The sequence below is a fragment of the Brevundimonas sp. genome (assembly GCF_035626975.1).
In the GTDB taxonomy this organism is placed as follows: Bacteria; Pseudomonadota; Alphaproteobacteria; order Caulobacterales; family Caulobacteraceae; genus Brevundimonas.
Window position 1 is genome coordinate 48,530 of sequence record NZ_DASPMQ010000022.1, and the last position, 15,549, is coordinate 64,078.

General features: G+C 71.1%; 12 protein-coding genes and 1 pseudogene. 9 read left to right on the forward strand and 4 right to left on the reverse strand.

The window, feature by feature from the left end; all coding sequences use genetic code 11:
• Positions 1-42: 42 nt before the first annotated feature.
• The 3 genes from VEB62_RS06590 to VEB62_RS06600 are packed head-to-tail and all read left to right on the forward strand — an operon-like array spanning position 43 to position 4,015.
• The gene (locus VEB62_RS06590) at positions 43-2,547 is read left to right on the forward strand and encodes a membrane-bound PQQ-dependent dehydrogenase, glucose/quinate/shikimate family (RefSeq protein WP_324797055.1); all 2,505 of its coding nucleotides are present in this window, start codon (positions 43-45) and stop codon (positions 2,545-2,547) included.
• Positions 2,544-3,284, forward strand: a complete 741-nt coding sequence (locus tag VEB62_RS06595; RefSeq protein WP_324797057.1) for a cytochrome c oxidase assembly protein — start codon at positions 2,544-2,546, stop codon at positions 3,282-3,284. The genes VEB62_RS06590 and VEB62_RS06595 overlap by 4 nt, the downstream gene beginning before the upstream one ends.
• The gene (locus VEB62_RS06600; protein ID WP_324797060.1) at positions 3,281-4,015 is read left to right on the forward strand and encodes a cytochrome b; all 735 of its coding nucleotides are present in this window, start codon (positions 3,281-3,283) and stop codon (positions 4,013-4,015) included. The genes VEB62_RS06595 and VEB62_RS06600 overlap by 4 nt, the downstream gene beginning before the upstream one ends.
• On the opposite strand, the pseudogene VEB62_RS06605 reads toward VEB62_RS06600, so the two are convergent.
• A pseudogene (locus VEB62_RS06605) lies at positions 4,005-4,442 on the reverse strand (c-type cytochrome); the annotation flags it as partial. The gene VEB62_RS06600 and the pseudogene VEB62_RS06605 overlap by 11 nt on opposite strands.
• 223 nt (positions 4,443-4,665) lie before the next feature.
• Here VEB62_RS06605 and VEB62_RS06610 point away from each other — a divergent pair.
• Genes VEB62_RS06610 through VEB62_RS06625 form a run of 4 tightly spaced genes read left to right on the forward strand, consistent with a single transcriptional unit; the run spans position 4,666 to position 8,825 of the window.
• On the forward strand, positions 4,666-5,031 hold the full coding sequence (locus tag VEB62_RS06610) for a c-type cytochrome (protein WP_324797063.1): 366 nt from the start codon (positions 4,666-4,668) through the stop codon (positions 5,029-5,031).
• Positions 5,021-5,980, forward strand: a complete 960-nt coding sequence (locus VEB62_RS06615) for a cytochrome c oxidase subunit II (RefSeq protein WP_324797066.1) — start codon at positions 5,021-5,023, stop codon at positions 5,978-5,980. The genes VEB62_RS06610 and VEB62_RS06615 overlap by 11 nt, the downstream gene beginning before the upstream one ends.
• Complete coding sequence (locus VEB62_RS06620; protein WP_324797069.1) at positions 5,977-8,514, forward strand: cbb3-type cytochrome c oxidase subunit I; 2,538 nt, start codon at positions 5,977-5,979, stop codon at positions 8,512-8,514. The genes VEB62_RS06615 and VEB62_RS06620 overlap by 4 nt, the downstream gene beginning before the upstream one ends.
• 2 nt (positions 8,515-8,516) lie before the next feature.
• Positions 8,517-8,825: a hypothetical protein gene (locus tag VEB62_RS06625; protein WP_324797072.1), complete on the forward strand. Its 309-nt coding sequence runs from the start codon at positions 8,517-8,519 to the stop codon at positions 8,823-8,825.
• Between the two features lie 4 nt (positions 8,826-8,829).
• Here the strand turns inward: VEB62_RS06625 and VEB62_RS06630 are convergent, their stop codons facing one another.
• Positions 8,830-9,531: a glutathione S-transferase N-terminal domain-containing protein gene (locus tag VEB62_RS06630; protein ID WP_324797075.1), complete on the reverse strand. Its 702-nt coding sequence runs from the start codon at positions 9,529-9,531 to the stop codon at positions 8,830-8,832.
• A 209-nt stretch (positions 9,532-9,740) separates the two neighbouring features.
• Here VEB62_RS06630 and VEB62_RS06635 point away from each other — a divergent pair, with 209 nt between their 5' ends.
• Positions 9,741-11,129 (forward strand): methylmalonyl-CoA mutase family protein, encoded by a 1,389-nt coding sequence (locus VEB62_RS06635; protein WP_324797078.1) that lies wholly within the window; start codon positions 9,741-9,743, stop codon positions 11,127-11,129.
• Positions 11,126-13,267 carry a methylmalonyl-CoA mutase gene (gene scpA / locus VEB62_RS06640; protein ID WP_324797080.1) on the forward strand — a complete coding sequence of 714 codons (2,142 nt, stop codon included), beginning with the start codon at positions 11,126-11,128 and terminating at the stop codon, positions 13,265-13,267. Before VEB62_RS06635 ends, scpA begins: the two co-directional genes overlap by 4 nt.
• Before the next feature lie 3 nt (positions 13,268-13,270).
• Here scpA and VEB62_RS06645 read toward each other — a convergent pair whose 3' ends face one another.
• On the reverse strand, positions 13,271-13,693 hold the full coding sequence (locus tag VEB62_RS06645; RefSeq protein ID WP_324797083.1) for a DUF6491 family protein: 423 nt from the start codon (positions 13,691-13,693) through the stop codon (positions 13,271-13,273).
• 40 nt (positions 13,694-13,733) lie between these two features.
• Positions 13,734-15,542, reverse strand: a complete 1,809-nt coding sequence (mnmC2, locus tag VEB62_RS06650; RefSeq protein WP_324797086.1) for a tRNA (5-methylaminomethyl-2-thiouridine)(34)-methyltransferase MnmC2 — start codon at positions 15,540-15,542, stop codon at positions 13,734-13,736.
• Positions 15,543-15,549: the final 7 nt, after the last annotated feature.

Here is a 15,549-nt window from a genome sequence, read left to right on the forward strand (position 1 = left end):
CGCCGGTTTGCCCTTGCAGCGAAGCTGGAAGGCGAGCCCGATATGGCCAGGATCGAGAGAGGCGTGGGCTTCGGCGGTCTGCTGGTGCGGGTGCTCGCGGCGCTGCTGATCCTGATCGGACTGGTTCTGGCCATCGGCGGCGGCTGGCTGTTGTCGCTGGGCGGCTCCTTCTACTACCTGCCGGCCGGTCTGGGCCTGATCGCTTCGGGGGGCATGCTGTGGCGGCTGAGCCTCCTCGGGGCGTGGATCTATGGCGGCGTCTTCGTCCTGACGGTGCTGTGGGCGCTCTGGGAGGTCGGGCTTAACGGCTGGGCGCTGGTCCCCCGCGTGGTCGCGCCGGCGATGCTGCTGCCGTTGGTCATCGCGTCCTTGCCGGTCCTCGACGGACGCCGGGGCCGACGGCTGGCGCTGGGCGGGGCGGCTGTGTTCGTTCTCGGCGCCCTGGTCGCCGGCGCGGTCGTGGCGCAGGCCAACCGGCCGGCGCCGCCCGTAGCGACCCGGTCCGTGGCGATGGCGGCCATGTCGGAGCCGTCGCTGCGCGACGTGGGCGCCGACTGGCCGGCCTGGGGCGGGACGTACAGCGCGCGGCGCTTCTCGCCGCTGAACCAGATCAATCGCGACAACGTCGGTGGGCTGGAGCGCGTCTGGACCTTCCGCACCGGCGACACGCCGAAGGAGAAATGGGGCGCCGAGACCACGCCGCTGAAGGTCGGCGACACCGTCTATCTGTGCACGGCGATGAACATGCTGATCGCGCTCGACGCCCGCACCGGCCGCGAGCGCTGGCGTTACGACCCGCGCGTGTCGGAGGACTGGATTCCCTATACCGCCGCCTGCCGCGGCGTGGCCTACCACGACACCGGCGCCGTCGCGACGCCGGCCGCCGGACCGGCGACGGCGCCCGCGTCCGCTTCGGTCGGGCCCGCCGTGCAGCCGCGTCCGGTTCCCATCCCGGCCATCGCTCCCGTCGCCTGCGCCACCCGGATCATCGAGGGCACGCTCGACGGGCGGCTGATCGCCGTCGACGCCCGCACCGGCCGCCCCTGCGCCGGTTTCGGGACCAACGGCGCGGTCGACATCAAGACCGGCATGGGCGAGGTCATCCCCGGCATGGTCTCGATCACCTCGGCCCCGACCATCGTGCGCGGCGTGATCGTGACCGGCCATCAGGTGCTGGACGGCCAGTCCAATTCGGCGCCGTCGGGCGTGATCCAGGGCTTCGACGCGGTCACCGGCGCGCTGCGCTGGGCCTGGGACATGACCCGCCCGGACCTGACCGGCGCCCCGCCCGCCGGCGACAGCTACACTCGCGGCACGCCCAATATGTGGACGACGGCTTCGGGCGACGAGCAGTTGGGGCTGGTCTATCTGCCGATGGGCAACTCCGCCGCCGACTACTACAGCGCCGACCGCTCCGAGGCCGAGAACCGCTACGCCACCTCACTGGTGGCGCTGGATGTGACCACGGGCCGCCCGGCCTGGTCGTTCCAGACCGTGCACAGGGACGTCTGGGACTACGACCTCGGATCGCAGGCGACGCTGATCGATTATCCGACCCCCGCCGGCGTGGTTCCGGCGCTGATCCTGCCCAGCAAGCAGGGCGATATCTACATCCTCGACCGGCGCACCGGCCGCCCCCTGACCCCGGTCGAGGAGCGGCGCGTGCCGCAGGGCGGCGTCGAGCCGCGCGAGCGGACGCCGACCCAGCCGTTCTCGCTGTTCCACACCCTGCGGCGGGCCGACGACCTGACGGAGCGCGACATGTGGGGCATGTCGCCGATCGATCAGCTGGTTTGCCGGATAGGCTTCCGGCAGGCCGCCTATGAGGGCGTCTACACCCCGCCGACCAGCGACCGGCGCTGGATCCAGTACCCCGGCTACAACGGCGGCTCGGACTGGGGCGGCGTGGCGGTCGATCCGCGGCGCGGCTGGATCATCGCCAACTACAACGACATGCCGAACTACAACCGGCTGGTCCCCCGCGCCGAGGCCGACGAGAAGGGCTGGTTCCCGCGCGGCGACCCGCGGCTGAAGAAGAAGACGCCGGGCGGCGTGCCCGTGGCGGCGGAAGGGGCCGGCGATCCGCAGGCGGGCGTGCCCTACGCCATCGACGTCAATGCGGGCTGGCGAATTAAGGCGACCGGCCTGATGTGCAAGCAGCCACCCTACGGCGGCATCCGGGCCATCGACATCCGCACCGGCCACACGGTCTGGGACCGGCCGCTGGGCACGGCGCGCCGGAACGGGCCGTTCGGCATTCCCTCGATGCTGCCGCTCGACATCGGCACGCCCAACAACGGCGGGTCGGTGGTCACGGCGGGCGGGCTGGTCTTCATCGCGGCCGCGACCGACGACCTGATCCGCGCCATCGACATCGAGACCGGCGAGACTGTCTGGGCGGACGCGCTGCCGGCGGGCGGCCAGGCGGCGCCGATGGTCTATGAGCAGGACGGGCGGCAGTATCTGGTCATCATGGCGGGCGGACATCACTTCATGGAGACGCCGGCCGGGGATCATGTGATCGCTTACGCCCTGCCGGAGCGATGAGCGGGCGCGCCCCGGCGATCTGGGCGCCGTATTGCGGCCCGGGGCTCGGGCCGGACGACTGGCTGGCCCGGTGGAATTTCGATCCCGTGCTGATCGCGGCGCTGGCCGTCGGCCTGGGGCTGGTGCTGTGGCGGACGTCGGGACGGGAGCGGACAGCCGGCGTCGCCGCGGTCGCCGTGCTGGCGGTGGTGTTCGTATCGCCGCTTTGCGCGCTCGGTTCGGCCCTGTTCGCCGCCCGGACGGTGCATCATGTCCTGCTGGTCGCGGTGGCGGCGCCGCTGATCGCCATGTCGCTGCCGAGGCTTCGGGTCGGTCCGCTGGCGCTGGCGACGGCGGCGCAGGCGGTGGTGTTCTGGGCCTGGCACGCGCCGGCGGCCTATGGCTGGGCCCTGTCCGATGACACCGTCTACTGGCTGATGCAGATCAGCCTGCTCGGGACCGCCGTGTGGTTCTGGACCGCCGTGCGGAGAGCCTCGGCGCCCGGCGCCGTCGCCGCCCTGTTGCTGGCCATGGTGTCCATGGGGCTGCTCGGGGCGCTGCTGACCTTCACCGGCCAGCCGCTCTATGCGCCGCATCAGCTCACCACCGCCGCCTGGGGACTGAGCCCGCTGGAGGACCAGCAGATGGCCGGGCTGATCATGTGGGCCCCGGCGGCGGCGATCTATCTGGCGGCTGCGCTGGGGGTGCTCGGCCGCTGGATCGGCCCCGACGCCCGCGCCGGGGCCAGGCCCGTATGATCGACCGGTTGATCGTCAACATCCTCGAGTGGGCCGCCGGCCATCACGATCAGGGCCGCTACTCGCCCGTGGCCATCATCTTCCACTGGACGATGGCGGCGCTGGTCGTCTTCCAGCTGGCCTGGGGCTGGTGGATGGGACGGCTGCCGGTCGGCGGCGACAAGGTGGCGGCGTATGACCTGCACTACCTGATCGGGGTGCTGATGCTGGTTCTGGCCATGGGACGCGGGGCGTGGCGGGCGCTGGCGCCGGGGCCGATCAACGACGCCGACAAGCCGGGCTGGGAAAGCGCGACGGCGCGGGTGACCCACTATGTCTTCTACACCTGTCTGTTCGGCCTGCCCCTCACCGGCTGGGCCATGATCTCGGCCACGGCGCGCGAGCAGCAGCTGACGCTGATCGGCTTCACGCCATGGCCGTTGATGCCGTTCGGTAATCTGGGTTTCGTCCAGCGCTGGCAAATCGAAGCGGTCGCCGAATGGATGCACTGGGGGCTGATCCTCACCCTGTTGTTCCTGATCCCGCTCCACGTCGGGGCGGCGCTGAAGCACCATTTCATCGATCGGGACGACGTGTTCCACGGAATGCTGCCGGTCGTGCCGCAGCTGCCGCGCCGGCGGACGCGCTGGCAGCGGCGCTATCGGGCGGTCGAGCAGCGGGTACGGTCTCGAGCCAGGCGGCTATGGCCCGCATTTCGACGTCGGTCAGGTCCGCGACCGCATCGGCCATGACCCCGCGCGGATCGTTGCGGCGTTCGGCCCGCTTCCAGCGGCGCAGCTGGTCGAGCGTATAACCGGCGGGCTGGCCAGAGATCGCCGGATTGCCCGCCCCGACACCCTGCCCGTCGGGGCCGTGGCAACTGCCGCAGCCGCCGGTCAGGTAGATGGCGGGGACCGGCGTCACGGGCCGGGTTCCGCCCGGCGGCGGCAGGCCCGCATACCAGGCCGCGACCGCCCGCCGGTCGCCGTCGTCCAGCCATTTCGCGATCGGGCCCATGACCTCGTCCGGCCGGGTCCCGTCGGCGTAGTCGCCCAACTGTTTCTGCAGATAGCCCGCGTCCAGCCCCGCCAGCCGGGGCGTGCTGACCCCGTCCCCGGCGCCGTCGAGGCCGTGGCAGCTGAGACAGGCGTTGGCCGGGCCGCCGTCGCCGCCGCCCATGGCGATGATCTCGCCGTCCGTCGTGAAGGCCTCGCCCGCCCGCTCGTTGACCGGCGTGCAGGCCGCGACGACGGTCGCGAGAACGAGGACGGCAGGGAGCGGGCGCACGCCGAACCAACACCAGCCGACCTTTGCGGTTCCGCCGCCGGAACCGTGACGCTGAGCACGGGTTTGATCCCCGAAAGGGGCAGGATGACTGACCAGTTCACCGGCCAGGACACATATGAGGCGATGGGCGCCGCTGGCGGCGGCCCTGCTGGCCGCCTGTGCGGACAAGACCCACCCGCCGCGGGTGATCGCCGGGGCCGATCCGGCGCGGGGGCTGGCCGTGATGGAGCGGGTCGGTTGCGCGGCCTGCCACGCCATTCCCGGAATCGACTGGCCGCGAGGCCTCGCGGGGCCGTCGCTCGACGGTTTCGGGGTCAGCCCGATGATCGCGGGCCAGCTTCCGAACCGGCCGGACGTCCTGACGGCCTGGCTGATCGACGCGCCGTCGCTGTCGCCGGACACCGGCATGCCGCCGATGCCGATCAGCGAGGCCGAAGCCCGCGATGTCGCGGCCTACCTCTATACGCTCGATGACCGCTGACATCGCTCCGGAGGGGATCGCCGGCTGGCCGCCGCCGGCGCTGGACCCGGCCGGGCCGTTCGCGGGGCCGCTCAACACCCTCGCCTGGGGGCTGATCGGCATGTCCGTGACAGTGCTGCTGGTGGTGCTGGTCGCCCTCGGGCTGGCGCTGTTCGGGTCCCGGCGATGGCGCGCCCGGCTGGGCGGCGAGCGGCTGGTGTGGATCGGCGGCCTCGCCTTTCCGGTGGTGGTGCTCAGCGCCCTGCTGGTCTACGGCCTCGGTCTGACATCGCACCTGACGCAGGAGCCGGCGCCGGGCGAAATGCGGGTGCGGGTCACCGGCGAGATGTGGTGGTGGCGGGTCGCCTATCTGGACGGCGCCGGCCGCGAGGTCCTGCAGGACGCCAACGAGGTCCACATCCCCGTCGGCCGCCCGGTGGTGTTCGAGCTCGACTCCGCCGACGTGATCCACAGCCTCTGGGTCCCGCGGCTGGCCGGCAAGGTCGACATGATCCCCGGCCGCCGCAACCTGATGCGGCTGCAGGCCGACGCGCCCGGCGTCTACGGCGGCCAGTGCGCCGAATACTGCGGCGGCCCCCATGCGCTGATGGGTCTGGTGGTGGTGGCGCACGAACCTCGCGAGTTCGAGGCGTGGCGGGCGCGGCAGTCGGCTCCGGCCGCCGCGACGATCGTGTCACACCCGGGGACGCCGGTGTTCGCCCGCGCCGGCTGCGGCGCCTGTCACACCGTCGCGGGCACGGCCTTCAACGGCCTCGCCGGGCCGGACCTCAGCCACGTCGGCTCGCGCCGCACCCTCGGCGCGGGCATCCTGCCGAACAACCACGGGACCATGGCTGGCTGGATCTCCGACAGCCAGGCCATCAAGCCGGGCAACCGCATGCCGGCCTATCCGGTGCTGACCGGCCAGGAGCTGCGCGACGTCTCGGCCTGGCTCGAGAGCCTGAAGTGAACAGCGAAACCGGCTTCGACCCGGCCCTCTACAAGCGCTTTCCGACGCAGGGAGAGCGTCCGCCGGGAGAGCTCGAGGCGCTGGAGGATGTGTGGTGCGGCCCGAAAGGGTGGCAGTGGATCACCGCCATCAACAACAATTTCGTCGGCGTCTACTACGTCGGCGCGGCCATGCTGTTCTTCGTGCTGGCCGGGGCGCTGGCGGTGCTGATGCGCACCCAGCTGGCCGTGCCGATGAACGGCTTCCTGCCGCAGGAGACCTACAACCAGTTCTTCACCGTCCACGGCACGGTTATGATGTTCCTGTTCGCGGTGCCGGCGGTCGAGGCGCTGGGCGTGCTGCTGCTGCCGCAGATGCTGGGCGCGCGGGACCTGCCGTTTCCGAGGCTCAGCGCCTACGCCTTCTGGGCCTATCTGATCGGCGGACTGGCCTTCTTCGGCTCGCTGTTCTTCGGCCTCGCGCCGAACGGCGGCTGGTTCATGTATCCGCCGCTGACCTCGATGGCCTGGTCGCCCGGCATCAATGCCGATTTCTGGCTGCTGGGCATCGGCTTCATCGAGATTTCGGCCATCGCCGGGGCCATCGAGATCATCGTCGGCGTGCTGCGCACCCGCGCCCCCGGCATGACCCTGGACAAGCTGCCGGTGTTCGCCTGGGCCATGCTGATCTTCGCCGGAATGATCGTCATCGCCTTCCCGTCGATCATCCTGTCGACCCTGCTGCTGGAGCTCGAGCGGGCGCTGGGCTGGCCGTTCTTCGATCCGCTCAAGGGGGGCGACCCGCTGCTGTGGCAGCACCTGTTCTGGTTCTTCGGCCACCCCGAGGTCTACATCATCTTCCTGCCGGCGGCGGGGGCCATGTCGACCATCATCCCGGCGATGGCGAGGACGCCGCTGGTCGGTCACCGGCTCGTCGTGCTGGCCATGCTGGCCACAGGCTTCATCAGCTTCGGCGTGTGGGCCCACCACATGTTCACCACCGGCATGCCGACCATATCGACCAGCTTCTTCTCGGCCGCGTCTATGGCGGTGTCGGTGCCGGCGGGGGTCCAGGTCTTCGCCTGGATCGCCACCCTCGCGGCGGGGCGGATGCGGTTCAATACGCCGGGGCTGTTTGTCGTGGGCGGGCTCATCATCTTCGTCATGGGCGGGCTCACCGGGGTCATGGTGGCCATGGTCCCGTTCGACTGGCAGGCCCACGACAGCTACTTTATCGTCGCCCACCTGCACTATGTGCTGATCGGCGGCATGGTCTTCCCGATGTTCGCGGCCATCTACTACTGGCTGCCGATGACCTCGAGCCGGCCGCTGAGCGAGCGCCTCGGCAAATGGGTATTCTGGCTGATGTTCGCCGGCATGCACCTGACCTTCCTGCCGATGCATCTGACCGGGCTGATGGGCATGCCGCGGCGAGTCTACACCTGGCTGCCGGACCGGGGCTGGGAATGGCCCAATCTGATCTCGACGGTCGGCGCTTTCCTGTTCGCAGCGGCGGTGCTGGTCTGGATCATCGACATGGCCCGGAATTTCCGCCCCTTCGGCGGCCGCGACGCCGGCAACGTCTTCGATGGGCCCGGCCTCGAATGGCTGCCGACCGGCCTCTATTCGGTGCGGTCGATCCCGGTGGTGACCAGCCTGTATCCGCTGTGGGACCAGAAGCGACTGGCGGCTGACGTCGAGGCGGGACGCTACTTTCTGCCGAACACCGCGACCGGCGAGCGCGAGACCCTCGTCACCTCCACCCTCAACGCCGAGCCGCAGTATCTGCAACGGATGCCGAAGCCCTCGGCCTGGCATGTCTGGGCGGCGGTGTTCACGGCGGCCTTCTTCCTGTTGCTGACCGTGCAGGCCTACTGGCCGTCCGTGATCTGCGGCGTGCTGGGGGTCTACTGCATGCTCCAGTGGTGCTGGTTTCTCGACCGGCCGCTGGCGCAGACGACGGTCGACATCGGGGCCGGAATCACGGTGCCGACCTACGCCAGCGGCCCGTCCAGCCACGGCTGGTTGGCCATGGTCATCACCCTCGTAGTGGCCGGCATGGTCGCGGCCCTGGCCGGCTTCAGCTATGTCTTCCTGTGGAGCCGCAACCCCGCGAACTGGGCGCCGCCGCCGGGTACCCTGTCGATGGCGTGTGTGGTGGCCGGCAACGCCGCGGCCGCCCTGCTCGCCTGGTTGTCATGCCGGTCGCTGAGGCTGGCACGCCCGCGCGGCGCGGTCGTCGCCGCCGTGATGATGGCCGCGGCCGCCGCCCTGATCGTCGGTGCGTGGAGACTGGATCTCGACGCCTGGTGGGCTGCCGGCCTGCGGCCCGCGGTCAATGCCCAAGGGGCGACCGTCTACGCCCTCCTGTCGTGGCAAGGCTGTTTCGCGGGCATCATCGCCCTGATGGGCCCGTATGCGGTGCTGCGCTGGCTGGCCGGGCATGTACGGGCGGACCGGCCCTCGACCTACGATCTGATCGCCCTGTTCATCGTCTATTCGGCCGGGCAGGGGGCGTTCGCGGCCCTGCTGCCCCGACTGTTCCCAGGGGGCTGAACATGCGGCGCTGGGCCTGGATGCTGGGCGGCCTGATCGTCTGGACCGTCCACTTCATGGGGATTTACGCCATCGCCAGCCTGGCCGATGTGGTCAGCCGGGCCGACGACCCCGCCTGGCGAATGGCCGGGCTGGCGTTCAGCGGAGCCTGCCTGCTCATGGCGCTGGCCATCGCCGCCCGGGCCGCGCGGCGGCTGCGCCGGACGACCGACCCGTCCACCCGTTTCGGGGACCAGCTGGCCCTGCTCGGCGGCGGCGTGGCGGCGGTGGCCATCGTCTGGCAGGCGCTGCCCACCGTCATCGGCTACTGAGCCGTTACGGCCGTTTCGGAATCTCCAGCCCGCGTTGCACGGCGGGGCGGTCGAGGCCGCGTTCCAGCCAGGCGGGGACGTTCTTCAGACTGTCAAATCCGACCAGATCGCGCGCCTCATAGTAGCCGATCAGGTTGCGCACCCAGCCCAGCATCGAGATGTCGGCGATGGTGTAGTCGCCCATGACCCAGTCGCGGCGCTCGAGCCGGCCATCGAGCACCCCGAGAACCCGCTTCGATTCCGTGACGTAGCGTTCCAGCGGACGCTTGTCCTCGATGGCCTTGCCTGCAGCTTTATTGAAGAAGCCGACCTGCCCGAAAATCGGCCCCATGCCGGCCATCTGGAACATGACCCACTGCAGGGTCTCGTAGCGGCCGGCGGGATCGGCGGGGATCAGCTGACCGGTCTTTTCGGCCAGATAGAAAAGGATCGCCCCCGACTCGAACAGCGCCAGCGGCTTTCCGCCCGGGCCGTCCGGATCGATGATGGCGGGAATCTTGCCGTTGGGATTCAGCGACAGGAATTCCGAGCCCCAGGTCTCGTTCTTGTTGATGTCGACGAAATGCGGCTCATACGGCAGGCCGGTCTCCTCCAGCATGATCGACGCCTTCACCCCATTGGGCGAGTTGGTCGAATAGAGCTGCAGACGGTCGGGGTGCCGCGCCGGCCAGCGACGGGTGATCGGGAAGGCGGAAAGGTCGGCCACGGGACGCTCCTGCTACGTTCGCCACGGATGTAGGTCGGGCAGGCTGAACCGCAACTACCACGGTGGCGCATACCTGCGACCGATTCTGGCGTAACCGGCGGCCGGTCTGACCGGAGCAGGTAGACTCGATCGACGGGAGACTCTGTTTTTCGCGGTGGCGCGCCGGCCCCCGGCTGGACCCGGCGCGCGCGCGGGGGCAATGGAGGCGCATGACTTTTCCGACCCCGTCCCCGGCCGACTGGAAGGCCCTCGCCGAGAAGGCGCTCAAGGACCGGCCGCTGGAAAGCCTGATCCATCTCGACGCCGACGGTCTGGCGGTGCGGCCGCTGTACGCCGCCGCCACCGGGGTCGAACCGCTGTTCGCGCCCCGGCCTTCGGAGGCCGAGGGGCGCGCCTGGGACCTGCGCACCCTGGTCGAGGGGGATGATCCGTCGGCGGTCAATGCGGCTGTGCTGGCGGACCTTGATGGCGGGGCGGCGTCGGTCGTGTTGAAGGGCGCGGCGCTGGCCGACAGCGAGCCGCTGGCGCGCGCGCTCGACGGCGTGGCGCTGGAACTGGCGGCGGTCGGTCTCGACGCGGGGCTGGATGGCCCGGAAGCCGCCAACGCACTGGCCGTGGCGGCCAAGGGCTCGCCGCGCGCGAAGCTGATGTTCCACATGGATCCCGTCTCGGCCTTCGCGGAGACCGGCGAGGCGCCGCGGATGCTGGAGGAGCACCTGTCGCTGGCCGCCAACACGGCGGCGCGGCACGCCGGGGCCTATCCCGAGGCGAGCTTCTTCCTCGCCAGCGGCCGGGTGGCGCACGAGGCCGGCGGCTCGATCGGGCAGGAACTGGCCTTCGCGGCGGCCAACGCCGTCGCCCTGGTCAGGGCTGCGATGGTCGCCGGGATGGACGCGGAGCGGGCGCTGAAGGGCATGGTGCTCGGGGTCGCGGTCGACCAGGAGTATTTCGACAGCCTGGCCAAGGTTCGGGCCCTGCGCCTGATGTGGCGCTCGATCAGCCGGGTCTTCGGGACGGAGACGCCCGCCGTCATCGAGGCGCGGTCGTCGCGGCGGATGCTGTCGGCGCGCGACCCATGGCCGAATCTGCTCCGGCTGACGGCGGCGGGCTTCGCCGGCGCCGTCAGCGGGGCGGACGCCGTGGTGCTGGACGGCTTCTCGCGGGCAGGCGGCCGCCCCGACGCCTTCGCCCGGCGGCAGGCGCGCAACACCCAGCTGGTGCTGATGGAGGAGGCCCACGTCGGCCGCGTCGACGATCCGGCGGCGGGCTCGTGGTTCCTGGACCAGCGCACCCGCGAACTGGCCGAAGCGGGCTGGGCCGAATTCCAGAAGATCGAGGCCGAGGGCGGCGTCGTCGAGGCCCTGCGCGGCCACCTGATCCAGCCCCGCGTGGCCCGGGCCCGGCAGTCGCTCGAGGCGGCGCTGGCGAGCGGCGCGACGCAGATGGTGGGAGTCACCCGGTTCGTCGACCAGCATCCCCGACCCGCCCCCGTCGAGCCCGAACCCCCGGTCGTTCCCATCGGCGGCGGCGACGCCTGCGTGCCCCTGACGCCGGTGCGCCTCGCCGCCCCCTTCGAAGCGCAGCAGGCCGGCCGATGAGCTTCCCCGATTTCGCAAAGGTCGACCTGGACCTCGATCCGACGGGCGCCGGCCCAGCCCGCGACGCCTGGAAGACGCCCGAAGGCCTGACGGTCCCGACCGCCTACGGCGCCTCGGCGCTGGACGGTCTCGATTTCATCCACGGCCTGCCCGGCATCGCGCCCTACCATCGCGGGCCCTATCCGACGATGTACGCGTCCAATCCGTGGACCATCCGCCAGTACGCCGGCTTCTCGACCGCCGAGGCGTCCAACGCCTTCTACCGCCGCAACCTCGAGGCGGGGCAGAAGGGGCTGTCGATCGCCTTCGACCTGGCCACCCACCGGGGCTACGACAGCGACCACCCGCGAGTTAAGGGCGACGTCGGCATGGCCGGCGTGGCCATCGACTCGATCTACGACATGCGCACCCTGTTCGACGGCATCCCGCTCGACAGGATGAGCGTGTCGATGACCATGAACGGCGCGGTCCTGCCCGTGCTGGCGCTCTACATCGTCGCGGCCGAGGAACAGGGCGTCGCGCACAAGGACCTGACCGGGACCATCCAGAACGACATTCTCAAGGAGTTCATGGTCCGGAACACCTACATCTACCCGCCGGTCCCGAGCATGCGGATCATCTCGGACATCTTCGCCTGGACGGCCGAGCACGCGCCGAAATTCAACTCGATCTCGATCAGCGGCTACCACATGCAGGAGGCCGGGGCCTCGGCCGATCTGGAACTGGCCTACACGCTGGCGGACGGCATCGAGTACATGAAGGCGGGGGTCGAGGCCGGCATGGCCATCGACCGGTTCGCGCCCCGCCTGAGCTTCTTCTGGGCCGTCGGCATGAACTATTTCATGGAGGTGGCCAAGCTGCGCGCCGGCCGGCTGCTGTGGGCCGAGGCGGTGTCGAAATTTGGCGCGAAGGACCCGCGCTCGCTGTCGCTGCGGGCGCACTGCCAGACCTCCGGCTGGTCGCTGGCGGCGCAGGATGTGTTCAACAACGTCTCGCGGACGATGGTCGAGGCCATGGCGGCCGCGGGCGGGCAGACCCAGAGCCTGCACACCAACAGCCTCGACGAGGCCTTGGCCCTGCCGACGGATTTTTCGGCCCGGATCGCCCGCAACACCCAACTGCTGCTGCAGATGGAGACCGGCCTGACCCGGGTGATCGACCCGTGGGGCGGCAGCTTCTACGTCGAGCGGTTGACCCACGAACTGGCCGAACGGGCCCGTGCGCACATGGCCGAGGTTGAGGCGCTGGGCGGTATGGCGAAAGCCATCGAGGCCGGCGTGCCCAAGCTTCGCATCGAGGAATCGGCGGCGAAGACCCAGGCGCGGATCGACACGGGTCAGCAGACGGTGGTGGGGGTGAACCGCTACCTCGCCGACCACATCGACGACATTCCGGTGCTCAAGGTCGACAACGCCGCCGTGCTGGCGTCCCAACTCGACAAGCTGAAGCGGCTGCGCACCGAACGCGATGAGGTCAGGACGCAGGCGGCGCTGGACGCCCTGACCGCCGGGGCGCGCGGAAACGCCAATCTGCTGCAGCTGTCGGTCGAGGCCGCCCGCGCCTACGCCACCGTCGGCGAAATCTCCGACGCGCTCGAGGCCGCCTTCGGCCGTCACGTGGCCACGGTGAAGACCGTGTCAGGCGTCTATGCGAGGGAGGCTGGCGACGATCCGAAGATCGCCCGCGCCCGTGGCATGGTCGCCGCCTTCGTCGAGAACGACGGCGGGCCGCCGCGCATCCTGATCGCCAAACTGGGCCAGGACGGCCACGATCGCGGCCAGAAGGTCATCGCCACCGCCTATGGCGACCTCGGCTTCGAGGCCACGGCCGGGTCGCTGTTCCAGACTCCGGCGGAGGCGGCGAAGGAGGCGGTCGAGCGGGGCGTCCACGCGGTCGGCGCGTCATCCCTGGCCGCCGGCCACCTGACCCTGGTGCCGGAGCTTAAGGCCGAGCTGGAGAAGCTGGGCCGGCCGGACATCATGATCGTCGTCGGCGGGGTGATCCCGCCGTCGGACGTCCAGACCCTGATCGACATGGGCGCGGCCGCGGTCTACCCGCCCGGTTCGGTCATCGCCGATACGGCCATCGATCTGATCGAGAAGCTGAACCAGCGCCTCGGCTACGCGCAGAAGGCCTGAGCCTCAGGGGCGGTGGGCGCTGGGCAGGGCCGCGACGTCTTCCGCCGTCAGGACCCGGCTGACCATGGCGCGGCAGGTCCGCACGGGCGCGGCCGAGGCCGGCAGCGTGATACGCGCCCAGTCGCCAACGCAGATCCGTCCGCCGGCGAGGCCGCCCACATCGGGTGTGATGGCGAGCTGCTGGGCGAAGTCGAGATCGGTGCAGCCTCCGGAGGAGTTCAGCTCATAGACGTCGTTGCGCACGACGCGGATGTAGAGCCGGCCCGTGTCGCCGGCGCGGAAGTTCCGCACCTGCCCGGCGATGAAACACTGCCGCTCCGGTCGGGCGGCGGCGCTGTCGCCGGGCGCTCCCGTGTCGACGGGCGCGCAAGAGGCTGTCAGGACGGCCAGGGCCGCGACGGCGGCGGATGAAACCAGACGGGTCATGATCGATCTCCGTTCGGGCGGCGCACAGGCCACCTTGCGGTCAATCGTCCACCCGCGGCGAAGGTTGCGCAAGGGGAAGCGTCATCACGAAACGGTTCGGCTCGAGCCGCCTGGACAAGGCCGTCGGGAGGGGCGAGGGGGCGTCGAGCGCCAGGGCGGCGACGTGCTCGGCCAGCAGGGGGGCGACGCAGAAGCCGCGTGAGCCGAGGCCGGTCAGGACGAACAGGCCGGGAGCGAGCGCGCCGGCCAGGGGCAGGCGGTCCGGCGTCGTGGCGCGCACGGCGGCGCGGCTATGGGCCTGCTCCGCGACGGCGACCCGCGCGGCCAGTCGCGGCAATCGCGCGCCCAGGGTCTGGAGATTTCGCGCGGTGGATTCGGCGTCAGCCTCGACCCTGGTGTCGCCGCGGTCGTGGGTCGCGCCGAACAGCAGGCCCGTGCCGGTCGGCGCCGCGTAGCCGCCCCAGGCGGCGGGCCGGCTGGTGACGCCCTCGACCCAGTCGGCCTGGCCGCGGACCGGGGCCAGCGGCAGGTCCGGGGCGAGCGCGGCGGCGCCCCAGCCGGCGGCGATCACCACGATACCGGCCTCGAGGATCGGATCGCCGGCCCGGTTGATCAGCCGCCAGCCGTCGGCGACCGGCTCGACCCGCGCCACGCTCGCGGACACGCGATCGGCCATGGCGAGCCAGGCCTCGAGCACCGGGCGGGGGTCGAGGACCAGGGCGTCGCGCATCAGCAGGCCGCCCGTCTCCACCGGTTCGTTCAGCCGTTCGGCGCAGGCGGCCGCGGGCAGCGGCGTCACCGCTCCCTCCGGCCAGATGTCCTGCGTGGCCACCTTGGCGAAACGGGCGGCGTCCCGCGCGGCCTGCTCCAGCTGCAGCACGCCTTCCGTAAGGATCGCCCCGGGAACCGCCGCATAGAGGGCGCCGGCGCGGGCGAGCGCCTGGGCGTGCAGGGCCGCTATGCCGGCGTCGCCGGCATCCAGCCGGGGTGTGACCAGCGCCGAAGGGAATCCGGAGGCTCCGGAGCCCGCCGCGGTTTCCTCGACAACGGTGCACGTCAGGCCGAGGGCTGCGAAGACTCGCGTCAGGGCCGCGCCGGCTATGCCCGCGCCGATGATCGCGACGGAGGGCGTGGTCCCGGGCTCGCGGGAGCCGGGCAGGCGCGCCTCGAGCCGCTCGCGCTTGCGGCCGTGGCCGGGGCGCTTGTCGACGGAGAAACCCCGCTCCGACAGGCCGCGCCGGACCGCGCCGGCCACGGTGAAGGTCGCCACCCGGGCGCCCGGCGCCGAGCGGGCCGCGACGGCGTCCAGGACGGCGTCCGACCACATGCCGGGATTGGTCGACGGCGCGAAGCCGTCCAGGAACCAGGCGTCGGCGCGGCCCGACCACCCGGACAGGGCCCAGGCGGCCTCGCCGACGGCGAGATCGAGCGTGGCGCTGAATCCCGGCAGGTCCACGCGATGGAAGCCGGGGGTCGGGGCCGGCCAGCCGTCCAGCAGGACCTGCGCGGCGTCGGCGATCTCCGGCCAGGTTTCGAGCGCTCGCGCGGCATCGTCGCGGCGCAGCGGGAATCCCTCGACCGAGACTATGTTCAGCCAGCCATCCGCCGGACCTTCGCGTCTCCAGAGGTCGAGCAGGGCGGCGATGTTCAACCCGGTGCCGAAGCCGAGTTCGGCGACGGTGAAGCGGCGCCGGCCGCGCCACGCCTCCGGCAGGCCGCAGCCGGCGAGGAAGACCGCGCGGCTTTCGGCCAGACCGTCCTCGCGGGAGAAATACACGTCATCGAACCGGCCCGAACGCGGCGCGCCGTCCTCGGTCCAGATCAGCCGGGGCGAACGGTCTTCGGTCATGGCTCAG